The organism is Brevibacillus sp. M2.1A, from assembly GCF_013284355.2.
Taxonomy (GTDB): domain Bacteria; phylum Bacillota; class Bacilli; order Brevibacillales; family Brevibacillaceae; genus Brevibacillus.
In genome coordinates this window covers 471,209-488,787 of sequence record NZ_JABSUY020000001.1, presented here as the reverse complement: position 1 = coordinate 488,787, position 17,579 = coordinate 471,209, and the positions used below count along the sequence as shown (strand labels likewise).

Here is a 17,579-nt window from a genome sequence, read left to right as displayed (position 1 = left end):
TTATTTCGTGTGATTTGTGCACATCTAATCTTGAAGGGATTAAACATTTAGGGGGCGTACATTTTGAGCAAGTTGGATATCCATGACGTATGGTTCGATTTTGCCGCTGCCTTTGTGCAGAAAAAGAATGCTTCGGGTTGGAACACACTGACCTCACAGGAACAAGAGATTGCCGCCTTATGGCTGTTGGAAGCTGATGTATATAACGGCGGGTTTTTGCAGTTTTTTTGCAACTGGGGAGAAGAGGCATATATCTACGCGGTACGGGCCTTACAAGCCATCGGGGCAGTCCATGCACTCGAAATCGTCCAGTCGGGATATGCCTGCATCGAGCATCTATCGGAGGACAACCGCCTCACCCAACTCTGGGATATTCCACGGTTCCTTACAGAGGAAGAGGAAGAACGGCTGGATCAGCTTGATCAGAGCTTCTGGGAAGACCAGGATCGCATTGCAGAGGTTGCCCATCGATATTATGTACAGCAGCTAGGAATACCCACCCCATCATAAGGTGACGGGGGTGGGTACTATCAAAGAGACTCCGATACCTATTCGACAGTACTAACATCCTTTGACTGGAGCATAAGCAGCAGCTCTTGAATAGCGGGAGCGAGCTTATCATTCCCTTTCATAATCGCGGTAAAAACGGGAATGGCATCTTTTAGCAGCAAATAACTGAAGGAATAATAGCTGAAAAATGCTTCCTGCTCATAACCCCGCGGCTCCTCTTCTTCCCACCATAATTCATCGTCTTCCTCGTCCTCTGGCCACAAGTACTTTTCGTCCAATAGCTCGTTCATGGTCTTAATCGCATTTTGCGAATCCATTTCGTCCACGTTTATAGCAGAAGCTACAGCCAAGTACAACTGAATTTCCTGCGAAGAAACCTGCTCTGGTTGCTGTTTGGCAAGCTCCTGCAAGAGTATTAGCAGCACCCACGGCGTCGTCTGCCACAAGGTGCTTTGGTGCTCGATTAGATTGGCCAACTCCTCATATTGCCCGGTCTCTATAAGCCGAGGAATGTCCGTACCTCTGCCATAGGCTGTCGTCAAACGCGGCCACGGAATGTTGTCTGTTAGGTGGGTCAAAGAGTTCATCTCCAGCTCTCCTTAGATATGAGATTAAGGCATCTGTTTTGCCATGTTTTACCACTGGTAACGGGAAATTTATATGGTAAGCTCCTCACTGGTAAGAACAAACCAAATTCTAACTCCCTGCAAGAAACTGAGGCAAGACCATGATTTTTACGGGTTTATCAGGCACTGTTTGCGGAATCCTCCCTTTTTTACCAACATTAAATAGTTATTAATCCTCTAATTATAATAGATAATTGAATCAATAAATAATTTCTATGATATAGTTATAGTTGTGAAAGGTAAGATGTTTTCGTAGCGTCTTGCAACGGGGCAAGGAGCTACTACTTCTTTTTTACAAAAACAGTAGATAAGGAAGGGTATTATGAGCTCCATACAGCAAAAAACAGACGTTATTTTGATTGGTGCAGGTGTCATGAGCGCAACTCTGGGAGCATTACTGAAAGAATTGGCACCGGAGTTGGAAATCAAAGTTTTTGAGAAACTCGCAAAAGCAGGCGAAGAAAGCTCGAACGAATGGAATAATGCGGGTACTGGCCACGCGGCACTCTGTGAGCTGAACTATACATCCGAGAAAGCTGACGGGTCTATAGATATTAGCAAAGCCATTAAAATCAATGAACATTTTCAGCTGTCCAGACAATTCTGGGCTTACCTAGTAAAAAACAATCTCATCCAAAATCCGCAAGACTTTATTATGCCAATACCTCATATGAGTATGGTGCAAGGCGAAAAGAATGTAAGCTTTTTGAAAAAGCGTTTTGAAGCGCTGGCAAACAATCCTCTCTTTCAAGGGATGGAATACTCCGATGACCCTGAAAAACTGAAGGAATGGATTCCGCTCATCATGGAAGGCCGCGCATCGAATGAACCAATAGCTGCAACCAAAATCGACTCTGGTACGGATGTCAATTTTGGTGCTTTGACACGTATGTTGTTTGAATACTTGAAGACGAAAGACGTCTCGATTAACTACAACCATGCTGTTGAGGATATCAAACGTACGAGCGACGGCATGTGGAAATTGAAAGTGTACAATATGGGCACTGGTAACATCGAAGAGCATATTGCCAAATTCGTCTTTATCGGCGGTGGCGGCGGAAGCTTGCACCTGCTCCAAAAAACCGGTATTCCAGAGTCCAAGCATATCGGCGGTTTCCCGGTAAGCGGATTGTTTATGGTTTGTAAAAATCAGGAAGTGGTAGAGCAGCACCATGCAAAAGTGTACGGTAAAGCAAAGGTCGGCGCTCCTCCAATGTCGGTACCGCATCTGGATACCAGATACATCGACAACAAAAAATCCTTGCTGTTTGGACCTTTTGCGGGATTCTCGCCAAAGTTCTTAAAAACAGGTTCCAATATGGATTTGATCACTTCCGTAAAGCCGAACAACGTTATGACGATGTTGGCGGCAGGCGTAAAAGAAATGGCATTGACCAAATACCTGATCGAGCAAGTAATGTTATCGCATGAAAAGCGCATGGAAGAACTACGAGAGTTCATTCCAAATGCGAAAAGCGAGGATTGGGATATCGTGGTAGCGGGCCAACGCGTGCAAGTTATCAAGGATACACCAGCGGGTAAAGGTACTCTTCAATTTGGTACAGAAGTGGTTAGTGCCGCTGATGGCTCCGTAGCTGCATTGCTCGGCGCATCTCCGGGTGCTTCTACAGCTGTTCAGGTTATGCTTGAGGTATTAGAAAAATGCTTCCCGCAACGTATGGCAGAGTGGGAACCGAAAATCAAAGAAATGATTCCTTCTTATGGCGTGTCACTCATGCAAAACCAAGAGCTTCTCCACGAGATTCAACGTTCGACAGACGAGGCGCTGGGTCTAAGCAAAAAGGAACTGGCTTATAGTTAATTAGTTAATAGCAATCTTACAGTGAACCTTCGATCCGTTTTTGGATTGGAGGTTCTTTTTTTCATAGGAGGCTAAAGGACAAAATTCAAGAGGAAAGCAGAGCAAGGATGAAAAGCTTGAAAAAATAAAAAGAAATAAATATACTATACTGTGCTACGATATAACGAAAATGATTATCATTACCAAAAAGAGAATAGGAATGGGAGACACTGATTTATGAAAAAGAATAGCACTAATTTGTTCGCAGCACTTTCTTTCATTCTGGCAATCTGCTTGTTCCTCACCGGCTGCGGTGCTAGCCAGGAACAAATGTCTACAGCCGGTAACAATCAATCATCTGCACAGCGGGTCATTGAACACTATTCCGGAAAAACGACGATAAAAGGGGAGCCAAAGAAAATTGCAGTGCTTGATTATCGGCTGGCTGACTCTCTTTACGCTCTTGGCATCAAGCCCTATGCCATGGCATCCTACCAGGGAGAAACGAACTTGGAATACATGGAGGGGAACCCGTTTGAAGGAGTGAAAAATCTGGGAGATGACCCGAATCTGGAAGCGATTCTGGAGGCAGAACCTGATTTGATCATAGGCAGGGAAGTCCATGCTAAAATTTATGACGAAGCATCAAAAATAGCTCCCACAATCATTTTACCAGACCAGGATGATTGGCGACTTGCTTTCCGTGAATTAGCGAGCATGCTTGGCAAGGAAAAGGAAGCTGACACATGGTTGGCACGCTATGATCAAAAAGCCGAGGAAGCCAAGAAAAAGCTGGCGAAAAAAGTTGGCAAAGATGAAACTGTGCTCTACATGCGGGTCATGGCAAAAGAATATCGGGTTTACGGACCGAATCAACTGTTTGGCGCGACGCTTGCCAGCGATTTGGGATTGAAGCCGCTGCCGCAAGTGGAAGCTATGAAAAAGTTTGAAGTTATTTCTATGGAAAAATTGCCGGAGCTGAATCCAGATCATATTTTCATTCAGGTCGGAAATTCAGCCAAAGGTCCAGACAAAGAATCCGATAAGAGATTCCAAGAGTTGACTAACAGCGCTTTATGGCAGCAGTTAAAAGCAGTCAAAAACAATCATGTATATGTCGTTCCTCACTGGATCATCAGTGATTTCCCCCACATCAAGGAGAAATCGATAGAGCTTGTCCTTGAAAAAATGAAAGCAGAGTAAGTCAGGACGGCGTTCATTCGGCAAGCTAAGTTTATGCATAGATTCATATGGAAGCCACTCCGATGATTTGGGGTGGCTTTGTCTATTATCCGAAGGAGTGAACGATCCCTGACTGATTATGACTATTAATGATTGTTTTTGATTGAATTTGGATGTATAATCAAAATCAATCCTGGTGCAACTAGGAGAAGGGAGGATACGATGCTAACCCCTGAACGTCATCAACTGATAGTAGCTTTAGTGAAAGAAAAAGATATTGTGCGCATTCATGAGCTTGTGGAAGCGACTGGGGCATCGGAATCGACGATCCGGCGAGATTTAAGCGAATTGGAAGAACAGCGCTTGCTTAAACGCGTGCACGGAGGGGCGTCTGTGCTACAGAGCAAAATCGAAGAGCCGACGATTCTGGAAAAATCGGTCAAACATGAGCGGGAGAAACTGGCGATTGCCAAATATGCAGCCAGTTTGATAAAACCACACGACTCTATTTTCATCGATGCGGGAACTACGACGTATCAGATGCTGCCCTATTTACCTTACGAAAATATCATGGTCGTTACCAACGGGGTGGACATTGCCCTTCAGCTTATCAAACGAAACATCAGAACGATCCTGCTGGGCGGAGAATTGAAAGCGGCTACACTGTCGATGGTGGGGCGTGATGCGATCACTGCGCTCAGTCAATACCGATTCGACAAATGCTTTCTCGGAACCAACGGCATTGACCAGCATCACGGTCTGACCACACCTGACCCAGATGAGGCATACGTCAAGCAACTGGCCTTGCAGTTTTCTGACGAGCGATTTGTCTTGACCGACTCTGACAAGTTTTCCAGGGTCACCTTTGCCAAAGTGGGAGACCTGCAAGGCATCACGGTAATCACGGATGACGGTTTGAGCGAAGAGGAACAACAAGTTTACGGCAGACTATCAACTCTTAAAGTGGTGAAAGCATGATTTACACAGTAACCCTGAACCCATCGATTGACTACCACTTGTGGATCACTGCTCTGTCGCAAGGAACCATTCATCAGGCGCAAAAAGAGTGGAAGGTCGCTGGCGGAAAAGGCATAAATGTATCAAAGGTTCTCCGCATACTCGGGGAAAACAGCACGGCGCTGGGGTTTGTCGGTGGGTTTACGGGAGCGTTTATTCAACAGCAGATCGAGCAAGCCGACATCTCTCATGACTTGATCCAAATCGGACAGGATTCCAGAATCAATTTAAAAATAAAGGCGCAGACCGAAACGGATATCAGCGGAGTCTCGCCGGACATCCCGGAAGAAGCGCTCCAAAAGCTGATGCAACAGATCGACAGCTTGCAAAGCGGCGATTATCTGGTACTCGCGGGAAGCGTGCCGAAAAGCTTGCCGACTGATATGTACCAGACGATCATGAACCGGCTGCGTGGCAAGGGCGTACGTATCTTCCTCGATGCAAAGGGGAAAGCGCTTGAAACCGGTTTGTCGGAAGAGCCGTTTCTCATCAAGCCCAATCATCATGAGTTGGGGGAACTGTTTGGGGTGACGATTGCCACACCAGCAGAGGCGATCGACATGGCGCGTAAGTCTTTGCAAATGGGCGCACAGAACGTCATCGTGTCGATGGCTGGTCAGGGTGCTGTATTTGTCAATCGGCAAGCGGCCTATGTCGCCCAGATTCCGCAGCGCAAACCAGTCAATTCAATCGGTGCCGGAGACTCGATGGTTGCCGGTTTCCTTTATGGCTATAGGCAGGGAATGGATACGGAAGCGGCGTTTCGTTTTGCTGTCGCCGCTGGGAGCACGACTGCCCTGTCGGAAGGCTTCTGTACACATGAAAAGATAAAAGCATTTCTTCCGGAAATCACAATAACCGCCATTTGATAAAGGGGGTTCAACGATGAATAACGAGATTCGCATTGCCGATTTGCTAAAAGCTGAAACGATTCTTTTCCCTCTGTCTGCTTCCTCCAAGGAAGCGGTCTTAGATGAGTTGATTGAAAAATTGGACGAAGCTGGACGGCTCAACAGCAAGGAAGAAATGAAGCAGGCCATTCTCGCCCGCGAGGCACAAGGCTCCACCGGAATTGGAGAAGGAATCGCCATCCCGCATGCCAAGACAGCAGCGGTCAAAACTCCTAGCATTGCGTACGGTTTTTCCAAAGAGGGTGTTGATTTTGACTCGTTGGATAACCAAAAAGCACATCTTTTCTTCATGATTGCGGCTACCGAGAACGCCAACCAGGCCCATCTCGAAACGTTGGCATTGCTTTCTCAGATGCTCATGGATGAAGCATTTCGTCAGGAGCTGACGCGCGCAGAAACCAAGGAACAGGTTCTCGAGATTATCACGCGCAAAGAAAAAGAAATCCAGGGCGAAAATGAAAGCGTTGTAGAGAGCAAGGAGCTAGAAGAGCAACAGGAAAGACAAGAGACCTCAAAGAAACAGCCGATAAAAGTAGTTGCGGTAACCGCTTGCCCGACCGGGATCGCCCATACGTACATGGCCGCCGATGCGCTGAAGAAAAAAGCAGCAGAGCTGGGGATTGCCATCAAGGTAGAGACGAACGGTTCCGGGGGTGTGAAAAACAAGCTTTCTTTGCAGGATATTGAGGAAGCGACAGCGGTGATTGTAGCTGCTGACAAGCAAGTAGAGATTGAACGCTTTGCTGGCAAGATCGTGATTGAAGTGCCGGTTGCGGAAGGGATACGCAATACCGAAGAACTGCTTCAGCGCGCAGTAGAGCAAAAGGGAAGCATTTACCGCGGAGGCGGGACCAGCTATCAGGACGATATCCAAGAAGCAAAGGCGGAGAAAAAAGCGAAGCAGCCTGCTTTTTACAAGCACCTGATGAACGGTGTATCCAACATGCTTCCGTTTGTCGTGGGTGGCGGGATTATCATTGCGCTAAGCTTTATGTTTGGGATCAAGGCGTTTGATCCAAACGATCCGTCTTTCCATCCGCTGGCTAAAGTCCTGATGGATATCGGTGGAGGAACTGCATTTAAGCTAATGATCCCGGTATTGGCCGGGTTTATCGCTAAGAGCATCGCTGACCGCCCTGGTTTTGCTCCCGGTATGGTAGGAGGCTTGTTGGCGGCTACTTCCGGCTCGGGCTTCCTCGGAGGAATCATCGCAGGGTTCCTGGCCGGATATATTGTGGTCGGATTGAAAAAAGTGTTGGCTGGACTACCCGAATCGTTAGAAGGTATCAAGCCGATGCTGTTGTATCCGCTGCTTGGAATTTTGCTTACAGGCTTTGTCATGGTGTACGTAGTATCTGACCCGATCGCTGCCGCCAATACGGCGCTGAGTGACTGGCTGAAAAACATGGGCACTGGTAACGCCGTCATCCTTGGTGTGATTTTGGGTGCAATGATGGCCTTTGACATGGGTGGCCCTGTCAACAAAGCAGCATTTACGTTTGGGATTGCGATGATTGCTGATGGAAACTATACCCCTCACGCAGCCATTATGGCGGCAGGGATGACTCCACCGCTCGGAATCGCTTTGGCGACGACGTTGTTCAAGAAGAAATTTACCACGGAAGAGCGGCAGGCGGGTAAAACCGCTTACGTCCTGGGAGCATCCTTCATTACGGAGGGGGCGATCCCGTTTGCGGCGGCTGATCCGACACGCGTCATTCCTTCGCTCGTAGTTGGCTCTGCCGTAGCTGGCGGGTTATCGATGCTGTTTGGGTGCACATTGCCAGCCCCTCATGGCGGAATATTCGTTTTGCCGGTAATCGGCAACTGGCCGCTTTACCTTGTTTCCATTCTTGCCGGAACAATGGTTACGGCACTCATGCTAAAAGTTCTGAAAAAAGATGCGGTAGAGTAAAAGGAGCTGGAACCAGATGTTAACCAAAACTTTCACCATTCAAAATCCGACTGGACTGCATGCCCGTCCGGCAACGTTATTTGTACAAAAGGCTACTTCGTTTCCTTGTGAGGTAAACGTGATCAAGGGCACGAAAAAGATCAATGGCAAAAGCATCATGGGCTTGATGACACTGGGTGCAAAGATGGGGGAGCAAATCACCCTTGAAATCACTGGAGAACAGGCAGAGCAAGCAATGGAGGAGCTTGGCCAATTGCTTATGTCAGTTCACGGGTAACATGACAGGAAGCCCCCTCTGGACACCAGGGGGTGCGGCTTCGATAAGGAGCGATTGTAATGCTGCAAAAAGGGATCGCTGCAGCTCCCGGAATCGTGATTGGACGAGCTGTTGTACAAAAGGAAGAGATGGTTCGGTATGAACGACGCATTCTTGACCAAGATGAGGTGGCCGCAGAACTTGCGCGATTTCGGGAAAGTGTGAGAGCGGCAGATCTGGAGCTCGAGCAAGTCAAAAAGAAGGTCCGCCACGAGATGGGCGAAGAAGAAGCGAGAATCTTTGAAGCCCACCAGCTTTTTTTGCAGGACCCGGAGTTTATTGGTGCCATTGAGGAGAAGCTGGAACGCGAAAGAGTGAATGCGGAAGCAGCTTTGGAGGAGGTTCGTGACAGCTTTGTCGCCATTTTTGAAAGCATGGACGACGAGTATATGCGGGAGCGGGCGGCGGATTTGCGCGATGTCAGCCAGCGTCTGCTGAAGAATCTGCTCGGCATACACGATCAGTTACAAGCGGATTTCACTGAGCCGGTGGTGCTGGTTGTACATGATCTGACGCCATCTGATACGGCACAGTTGGACAGGGAAAAAGTAAAAGGATTTGCAACGAATATAGGCGGCCGCACGTCTCACTCCGCCATCATGGCACGCACCATGGAAATCCCGGCGGTGGTAGGCATGTCGGACATTACAGAGCAGCTGCAAACCGGGGATCTGGTCATCGTCGACGGCCTTGAGGGCGAGGTACACATTCGACCGGACGAAGCTGTCGTCGCAGCCTATGAAGCCAAGCAGCAGGCCTACTGGAAACAAAAAGAGGACTGGGCTCGTCTGGTTCATGAAGAAAGTGTTACCGCCGATGGGCACCGCGTGGAATTGGCAGCCAACATCGGGAATCCGCAAGACGCCGTGCAGGCCGTTGAAAACGGCGCCGAGGGGATCGGACTGTTTCGTACTGAATTTCTCTATATGGGGCGGGAGCAGTTCCCCACGGAAGAAGAGCAGTTTGCGGCTTACAAAGCAGTAGCAGAAACCATGGGCAAGGATCGACCAGTTGTCATTCGAACATTGGACATCGGCGGGGACAAGGAGCTTTCCTACCTCGATCTGCCGAAAGAATTGAATCCGTTTCTAGGCTATCGAGCCATCCGGCTTTGCCTGGACCGCGTGGAACTGTTTAAGACGCAGTTACGCGCCTTGCTCCGGGCAAGTGTATACGGAAACATCAAGATCATGTATCCAATGATCGCCACTATAGCCGAGCTGCGTCGAGCGAACCAGATCCTGGACGAAGTGAAGGTAGAGCTGCGCAACCAAAGCATTTTGTTTAACGATCATTTGGAAGTAGGAATCATGATCGAGGTGCCAGCTGCCGCGATGATCGCAGACCAGCTCGCCAAGGAAGCCGATTTCTTCAGCATCGGGACCAATGATTTGATTCAGTATGTGATGGCAGCGGACAGGATGAACGAGCAGGTCGCCTACTTGTACGATCCGTACCATCCCGCCATTTTACGGCTGGTGAATCAGGTAATCAAGGCGGCCCATCAGGAAGGCAAATGGGTCGGCATGTGCGGAGAAATGGCCGGGGAGGAATTGGCGATCCCGATTCTACTCGGGCTGGGACTGGATGAATTCAGCATGAGTGCCACTTCCGTTCTCCGGGCCCGCGATTTACTGAGAAAGCTGGATTACAAGTCGCTACAGGAAACAGCTCAACACGTCCTCACCCTGGAGAGCGGCGAAGAGATCAGAGCCTTTATCAAAGAGGAAATTTTGAACAAGCTGTAATGGCCGGTATAGTTGGCAAAATGATAAGGCTCCGCCATGATGTGTGGCGGAGCCTTCATTCATCCATCTAAAAACGTTAAACCAACACTACTCTACTACCGCCTCTAATGTCACATCCACCTTCACAGTCCGCGTAACCGACTCATCTTCCTTGGAAGTAATCGTCACATACAGCGTAACTGTCTCTTCACCTTCGGCAGGCAGCTCCTTTAAAATCCCTTCATCGTCGATAAACGTCTCATCAGAGCTCTTCGTCACCTGATAAGTCACATCATCGCTTTCTTCCGGCAGGGAAAGCACTGGTTGATCGAGCTCTGTGGTGTTCGCAACCTCAAATTCAAATTGCTCCTCGGCTTCTTCCACTACCTTGGACAAGACTGCGTTTTTATCAGATGTCTTAATCATGAAGGATTTCCAAGCCTCGTATTCTTTTACAATCTGTTCACCCTTCGGCTTGTTTTGGTCAACGACTCGACCGACGAGCTTCAGCTTGTATTTGCCTGGATCAAGCTTTTTCGCTACTTGGGTACCATCGTAGTAAGTACCATCAAGATTAGAGAAGGTGATAGGGCCTGGCGCAATCAGCGCGTAATTGTTGAATACAGATGCGAGCGTACCGACGTATTTATCGTCCATGTCCCATGCCTCAACGGAGATCTGGTTCACGTCTTTGGCTTGCAGCTCGGCTTCGAGTGTGAACGAATCCTCATTGCCATCACCATCAGGCGTGATTGTCGTATCGGACAGCTTCAGGTTGTCGAAACCAAAGTTAGTATCCTCACGCTTGTCTCCCACGTGTACAGCAAACGGCAGGCGCAGGTCAGGGTTGCCTTTCGCTGTCAGCAGGACTTCCCCTTCATACACGCCGTCTTTTGCATCGGAGTCAACGGACAGGTTGAGCTCAAATGTGGTCGCATCGCCTTTTTTAGCGGAGATGGAATCATCGGAGATTTCCACATTGATGTCATCGACATCTGGCGTTTTGGAGCCTGGCTTGTACGGATCTGTCGTGACGGATGGATGCATGATCACTTTTGCATCGTAAGAAACTTCCTTTTTGGACAGGTTTTTCAGCTGGAGCGTTTTCGTGACGGTATTGCTGCCAGCCTTCAGCAAGCCAAAGGAAACATTATCCGCATAGTACGGAATGGTTTTCGGCTCAAAATCTTCGCCCAAAATGGTGAGCTGCTCTACCGTTGTCAGAACAGCAGGTGTTTTCGATGCGGCGTAGCCGTTTACGCGGCCAGCACCTTGGGAGTATACATCGTACAGTGTGCCGTCTGGGCTATAGAGCGGCTTGGAGGTGTTCGCGAGCGCTGCCTTGATATCGGCAGGTGTCCAGTCCGGATGTGCCTGTTTCAACAGCAGGGCAAGACCGGAAACGTGCGGAGCCGCCATGCTTGTACCGTTTAGACGGGCGTATGCCTTGTCGTACTTGGCGTCAGGGATCAGCTTGCTCCAAGATGGATAGCTGGACAGAACAGCTACACCTGGCGCAGCCAGATTCGGCTTGATGCTGTAATCGTCGCCCATGATCGGGCCGCGTGAGCTAAATCCGGCGATGCGGTCGCCCGGATCATTTGTGCTTGGGTAGTTTCCTGAGAACGTAAACGTCAGTGTTTTCGCTTTTTCAGGGTCAGCCAGCAGCTCTTTTGCCAGTGTCCGGCCTTCCAGACCTTTCATGTCAAAGGTAGGGATCGCTTCGATTTGGTCACCCAGGATCGTGTTGACATAGCCCTCGCGATCACGGATATCCAGGTCAGCTACGCCATCCCCGTCGGCGTCGTTACCGTTAAAGACCACGATAGCGACAGCGCCAGCTTTTCGGGCATTTTCGATTTTTTCCGTGAAGCCGAGAGTACCACGGGAAACGAGCGCGACTTTGCCTTTTACATTTGCCTTTTCAAAATCGCTGCGCGAGCCAAGGTTAGCATAGACGACTGGCAGTGGTTTGGTTCCGATGATAGAGGCGAAGTTATCCTTTCTCACCTGCCACGCCATCACAGGGAATTCGTAATTGGCTCCAAAGGACGAGGTTGCGGATCCGTCATATTGCACGGTAGGAGAGTCTACCGCTGCAACTGTGATCGGCAGCCTCGCGCCAGAAGGGGAGCCAGCCGTATAGAAATGTCTGCCGCGCTCATCGTCGGCTGAATTTCCACCCGATACAACCGTAATCACACCAGACAGCACTGCGTTATTCACAGCGATGGCATCTGGGGAGTCAGAGTTCTTCTCCATAGCGGAGCCAAGCGACAGGTTAATGACATCCATGCCGTCTTTCACCGCTTTTTCGATACCGTCGATGACCTGAGCGGAGCTACCGCCTCCCCGGCCCAATACGCGGTAGACGTAGAGGTCTGCACCGTAGGCTACCCCTTTTACCTGCACGTCCGAGGTCTTGTTTTTGGCGCGTCCTACGATGGTACCGGAGACGTGAGTTCCATGGCTGGAGCCTTCATATCCTTTTCCATCGCGGTCATCCTCCACAGGGATTGGTGCTTCTTCATAAGGGTCTTTATCATTGTCGAAGGAGTCATATCCGCCTTTATAAGCATCCTTGAGATCAGGGTGCTTGTAATCGACACCGGTATCGATGACGCCGACCTTCAATCCTTTCCCTGTCAGACCTGCTTTCCACATATCGAGAACACCGATTTGTTGGAGAGGGGCTTGATCCCATTTGGTAGACGATGCTTTCTCGCTGACGGCATCAATTTCGGGAAGCTCATAATACGTATTTTGATAAATGCGTTTCACCTGTGGCAGTTCAGCCAGCTCTTCCAACTCGTCTGCTGACACCGTTACTTCCATCCCGTTGAATACATGCTCAAACTTGCGCTTTACCTTCAGTTTGACCTTGTTGTCTTTTGCCTCGTCGAGGAAGGAGGCCTGCTCGTCCTCTACTTTCGCTCGCAATGATCTAACGGAAGATTCTGAACCTTCACTATGTTTAGCTGTGATCGAAGGTTCACTTTGCAGCTCAATAATGACACTGACGTTTTTGCTGGAACTGGTGTTCAGCAGGGGGGAGATTTTCGAGACTTCGGAGCCAAGCTCTACTTCCGCGTTGGTATACTCGTTTACTTTTTCCCAATCCCGTTCGCTAAACTCCGCAGCTGCCAAGGCATTGTAAGGAAGGCCACTCAGTATGAGTGTTGCTGCAAGCGTAAGAGAAGCGAGAGTACGCATCTTCTTCATCAGACCACTCTCCTTAAAAAATATGTATAAGACGATTTGCATAAGTATTTCTCTTCTCGTAAAATTACTCCTTTTATTGGGAAAAAACTTTTTATCGAGCAGATTCGTCAAAAATAGACAAAGTTGACTGTATTTTCAATCGAATAAAAGGGAATCAAGTAAATATTTGTTGTTTCCTGCCATTTTATTTTCTATATTTTTCATAAGACATAGGGCAGGAGAGGGTAATGGATGATCAAGTTGAAAGATATCGGGAGTTTCGAAGAGCTGCCAGAAATCGCGATGCATATTTATCAAGGAAATGTTCCGGCTTTGCAAGATGCGATTGCGGCTGGCTGGGATATAGAAAAGGGCATCGTGCTTAGCAAATATACGACGCTAAGTCCGTTGGATCTGGCGATTTTATCAGAGAAGCTAGGAGTTGTTAAGCTGCTGGTAGAGCATGGCGTTAATCTGAATGTCAAAAATAATCCAGCTTTTTTGATGGCCGTACGTTATGGCAAGGAAGAGCTCGTTCGTTATGTGGTAGCGCAAGGCGCCAAGCTGGAGATGGTCAATCAGGTGCGCTCAAACGCTTATTCGGAGGCCTACTACGGCAACAAAAAGAACATCCCGCTCATTCAAGAGCTGGGACTGGATATAAGACTGCATGGCGGCGATGTATTGCGTAAAGCCGTGTCGGATCATGATCTTACAACCACGGCCTATTTTCTCGATCATGGAGTGGACATCAATTATAACAAACCGAATATGGTGTATCCGTACCAAGCGACCCCATTAACAGTTGCCACGCGCATGGGGAATGCCGCCATGGTCAAGTATTTGGTTGAACGTGGTGCGGACGTTATGGTAGCAGAAAGGGGTGGGGAGCGACCTTATACCATCGCGGTCAGCAATAAAGATACGGAGTTGGCTGCGTATTTGAAATCGCTGGAACCTGCCGAGCTGCATGATGTGGAGAACAAAAAGTACGAGCTGCAAAAATTTAAACTGACCGAAGAACTGATTGGCTTCCTTACCGGAGAAGAGCTGCGTCTTGAGCTGGCAGAAAACGAGTATGACATCGCGTATATCGACTTTTTCACATTGACCGATACGATTGAAATGAAAATCGGTCGGCAAAAGCTACTGCGCTTGTCTGCCGAAATCGACAACTACTCCCATCTTCATCTTGTGTGGAATCCGAAGAAAAAAGGAAGCATAGGCTGCTATGATGAGGAGCATAAGGAGTATGCGGACTTGTGCAGCTTTACGGAGTTCCTCGCGCAGCCGGAGGTGTACCTGATCAAGTTTATGGAAGGCGAATTAGATTCGATGTAAAAGGGAAAAATCACACGGGCCCTCGATCATTTGGGGGCTTGACAGTAAATTTTATCCAATGATAAGATCGTGAGCAAGAAACGAAAGGAGGAGGATTCCAACATGTTCGCATACGTAACCAAGCATGAAACAAAGCCATGTAGCGATAAAATCCAACTCCATAGGTATGCCTTTTACGCAATTGCGCTGTTTAAGGGTGAGCCAACTCCGTTTCCTATAGACTGCGGATAACGCCCTTGTGATAATCCAATAGCCCCAAGCGTAAAGGCTGCAATTCCATGCTGCATTTTTTCATCCAGGAAGGAAGAAATGAGCATGAAAGCGGCTTTTTTCTATTCATAAATAAAGAACATATGTTCCTGTAAAACAATTAAAGGTGGTCTTCTTTTGAGCAACACTCCGATTAAGTATTTCATCAATCCGGAAGTAAAAGTAGAAAACAATGCGGTAGAGGAGCTTCATCGACTTTTAGAGGTAAATGAAACCATTGCAACACTGCAAAAGCATTCACCCGATTATTTTGACGATCCCGATTCCGGGGTTTTGGAAGTAGCCATTACTCCCGACTTTCACAAAGGAAGCGGCATTCCTGTAGGCACGACGCTGTTTACGCGTGGTTTTGTGCTGCCGCAAGCGATTGGCAACGACATTAACTGCGGGATGCGTCTGTATGTCACGGATTTGTCCGAGGAGCAGATTCGCACAAATCTGGATGCGATTGAGCGGAATGTGCGCCATGTTTTTTTTGAAGGGGGCCGCAATATTCCAATGACGCGGCATATGCGCGAAAAAATGTTCAAGGAAGGCCTAATTGGCATACTGGACAGCCACAAGGAAGCGAATGGCGAGGGAATTTGGCGTTATTACAACGAAAAGCAGCAGGAACTGGATTTGAACCATGTCAATAAAATGGGGTCTTTTATCGCGGAATCGACGATTGGCCTCGATGATTTTCTCGGTCCTGCCGAGCTTTCCCGGGATGCACAAATTGGCTCCCTTGGCGGTGGGAATCATTTTTTTGAGATTCAGGTGGTCAAAAAAGTCCACCAGGGTTCTATCGCCAGTCAGTGGGGGCTGAAGGAAGGGCAAGTTGTCCTTATGATTCATACCGGCTCTGTTTCCATTGGTTATAACAGCGGTGCATGGATCAAAGAAATGCTGAAAAAGATGTACCCGACTTCCTTGAAGCATCCGGATAACGGCATGTATCCGCTGCCACTTTCGGAGCGTTTCGAACCACAGTGGAAAATGTTTTGGAGTCTCCTGCACAATGCGGCGAACTTTGCATTTGCCAATCGATTGATGCTGGGGCTGATGATGTACAAATCGATTTCCGATGTGTTGGGCGATTTTGAACACAAGCTGTTGTACGATGCGCCTCATAATTATTTGTGGGAGGAACAGCTCGAGCAGGTGGGTGGATTTTTGCATCGAAAAGGGTCGTGTACGGCAAAATCGGCCGAGCAAATGATGGGCACGCCGTTTCAGTATACGGGCGAACCTGTGTTTATCCCTGGTTCCATGGGCTCGCACAGCTTTATTTTGGCGGGGCTAGGCAATCGGAATAGCCTGTTTAGCGCAAGCCATGGAGCAGGTCGAGCGCTTTCTCGCGGCGATGCTGTGAAAGTGGACGATGACCGATTTCGCGAGTTTCTTGCCAACTTCCGCGTGATCAATCCGATTGACCCGAAGCGGGCGGATTTGCGTGGACGGAGCGATATTTTGAAGAAATGGGAAGAAGAGCTGAAAAAAGAGGCGCCGTATGCCTATAAAGATATTACTCCGGTGATTCAGTCGCATGTGGATCATGGGATGGCTGAGATTGTGGCTGAGGTGGCGCCGATTGCTACGGTGAAAGGCTAGATAAGAACCTCCGAGCATTCGGAGGCTTTTCTTCTTGTTAGGAATAAAAAAGAGACCGTTCAGAATTAAACGGTCTCTCCTAGTTCTTCACCACGAAGACATGCGTTTGCCCCATTTTGGCTACAAGATGTAGCTCGTCGATAAAGGTAACGCTCCTATTTTTTGCCTCGAGAACATAGTTCCTAGAAGGCTTGTCGGTCATTTCAAGATATCCTGCAACGTCTTATCGATATGGGCAAAACGAAACTGGTACCCTTCACGCTCCAGCCTTTCCGGAATGACCCAGCGGCTTTTCAGCACCAGCTCTGTTTCCGTCCCGATCATCATGGCCCCCATTTCCAGCATCCATTTGGGAGAAGGCAGCCCGAAGCTCCGATTCATCACGCTGCGAAAATGCTGCATGAATTCACGGTTTGTGACGGGATGAGGAGAAGAACAATTGAATACGCCGCTTAGGTCCGTTCGCTCTTTCAAAAAGAGAATGATCTGGAAGATATCTTCAACATGAATCCAGCTAAAACGCTGGTTCCCAGACCCTTGTACACCCCCGAGTCCAAAGCGAACGAGATTTTTGTATGGATCGATAACCCCGCCGTTTTCCCCCAGCACGATCGCCATACGTAAGGCTACTTGTCTCGTATGCGGCAAATCAAAGGAAAAGAAGGCAGCTTCCCATTGCTTGGCGACATCAACGGAAAAGCCTGTCCCAATCTCCCCGCTCTCTTCCGTCATGGGACGATCCTCCGCATGCCTATAAATGGTGGCTGTGCTGGAATTGAGCCAGAGCGAAGGCGGGTTTTTACAAGCCAAAACAGCATTGCCAAGTATGTGAGTGGTCTCTGTCCGGGATTTCAGGATTTCAGCCTTGTTCTTCTCATGATAACGACAGTTGACGGATTTGCCCGCCAGGTTGATGAGCAGCTCGGAATCTTCCAAAGCTTCCACGATTTTTGCGTGATTGTCCCATGTTATATGAGGGGAAGTTCTTGCGATGATCAAGACTTCGTAGCCAAGTTGATTGAATTTGTCTGCCAGATACTTGCCGATAAAGCCAGTGCCGCCGGCCAGGATCACTTTCTTTTTCATAAGCTCAACTCGCTTCCATCGATGTACATATTTCTTACAATAATTGTAACATAATGCGAAGTGGCGGCAGCATGTATCCGTCA

General features: G+C 48.5%; 13 protein-coding genes. 10 read left to right on the top strand and 3 right to left on the bottom strand.

What is annotated here, in order from left to right; all coding sequences use genetic code 11:
- Window positions 1-63: 63 nt before the first annotated feature.
- Window positions 64-510: a DMP19 family protein gene (locus HP567_RS02140; protein ID WP_173611682.1), complete on the top strand. Its 447-nt coding sequence runs from the start codon at window positions 64-66 to the stop codon at window positions 508-510.
- A gap of 38 nt (window positions 511-548) precedes the next feature.
- On the opposite strand, the gene HP567_RS02135 is transcribed toward HP567_RS02140, so the two are convergent.
- Window positions 549-1,097: a hypothetical protein gene (locus HP567_RS02135; RefSeq protein ID WP_173611683.1), complete on the bottom strand. Its 549-nt coding sequence runs from the start codon at window positions 1,095-1,097 to the stop codon at window positions 549-551.
- Window positions 1,098-1,458: 361 nt separating this feature from the next.
- On the opposite strand from HP567_RS02135, the gene HP567_RS02130 reads away from it, so the two are divergent.
- The 7 genes from HP567_RS02130 (at window position 1,459) to ptsP (ending at window position 10,026) form a co-directional block, all read left to right on the top strand.
- Complete coding sequence (locus tag HP567_RS02130) at window positions 1,459-2,958, top strand: malate:quinone oxidoreductase (protein ID WP_173611684.1); 1,500 nt, start codon at window positions 1,459-1,461, stop codon at window positions 2,956-2,958.
- Window positions 2,959-3,174: 216 nt separating this feature from the next.
- Entirely contained in the window at window positions 3,175-4,140 is a 966-nt protein-coding gene (locus tag HP567_RS02125) for an ABC transporter substrate-binding protein (protein ID WP_173611685.1), read from the top strand.
- Between the two features lie 201 nt (window positions 4,141-4,341).
- A complete protein-coding gene (locus HP567_RS02120) occupies window positions 4,342-5,097 on the top strand; it encodes a DeoR/GlpR family DNA-binding transcription regulator (protein ID WP_142497324.1) in 756 nt (251 codons plus the stop codon).
- A complete protein-coding gene (gene pfkB / locus HP567_RS02115; protein ID WP_173611686.1) occupies window positions 5,094-6,005 on the top strand; it encodes a 1-phosphofructokinase in 912 nt (303 codons plus the stop codon). The genes HP567_RS02120 and pfkB overlap by 4 nt, the downstream gene beginning before the upstream one ends.
- 16 nt (window positions 6,006-6,021) lie before the next feature.
- Window positions 6,022-7,962 carry a PTS fructose transporter subunit IIABC gene (locus HP567_RS02110; protein WP_173611687.1) on the top strand — a complete coding sequence of 647 codons (1,941 nt, stop codon included), beginning with the start codon at window positions 6,022-6,024 and terminating at the stop codon, window positions 7,960-7,962.
- A gap of 16 nt (window positions 7,963-7,978) precedes the next feature.
- A complete protein-coding gene (locus HP567_RS02105; protein ID WP_173611688.1) occupies window positions 7,979-8,239 on the top strand; it encodes an HPr family phosphocarrier protein in 261 nt (86 codons plus the stop codon).
- A 59-nt stretch (window positions 8,240-8,298) separates the two neighbouring features.
- Window positions 8,299-10,026, top strand: a complete 1,728-nt coding sequence (ptsP, locus tag HP567_RS02100; protein ID WP_173611689.1) for a phosphoenolpyruvate--protein phosphotransferase — start codon at window positions 8,299-8,301, stop codon at window positions 10,024-10,026.
- A gap of 87 nt (window positions 10,027-10,113) precedes the next feature.
- Here ptsP and HP567_RS02095 read toward each other — a convergent pair whose 3' ends face one another.
- Complete coding sequence (locus HP567_RS02095; RefSeq protein ID WP_173611690.1) at window positions 10,114-13,227, bottom strand: S8 family serine peptidase; 3,114 nt, start codon at window positions 13,225-13,227, stop codon at window positions 10,114-10,116.
- A gap of 231 nt (window positions 13,228-13,458) precedes the next feature.
- Between HP567_RS02095 and HP567_RS02085 the strand changes: the two genes are divergently transcribed.
- Both HP567_RS02085 and HP567_RS02080 read left to right on the top strand, forming a co-directional pair.
- Window positions 13,459-14,547 carry an ankyrin repeat domain-containing protein gene (locus tag HP567_RS02085; RefSeq protein WP_173611691.1) on the top strand — a complete coding sequence of 363 codons (1,089 nt, stop codon included), beginning with the start codon at window positions 13,459-13,461 and terminating at the stop codon, window positions 14,545-14,547.
- Window positions 14,548-14,934: 387 nt separating this feature from the next.
- On the top strand, window positions 14,935-16,410 hold the full coding sequence (locus HP567_RS02080) for an RtcB family protein (RefSeq protein ID WP_173611692.1): 1,476 nt from the start codon (window positions 14,935-14,937) through the stop codon (window positions 16,408-16,410).
- 198 nt (window positions 16,411-16,608) lie between these two features.
- Here the strand turns inward: HP567_RS02080 and HP567_RS02075 are convergent, their stop codons facing one another.
- Window positions 16,609-17,496, bottom strand: a complete 888-nt coding sequence (locus HP567_RS02075) for a TIGR01777 family oxidoreductase (RefSeq protein WP_173611693.1) — start codon at window positions 17,494-17,496, stop codon at window positions 16,609-16,611.
- Between the last annotated feature and the right edge of the window lie 83 nt (window positions 17,497-17,579).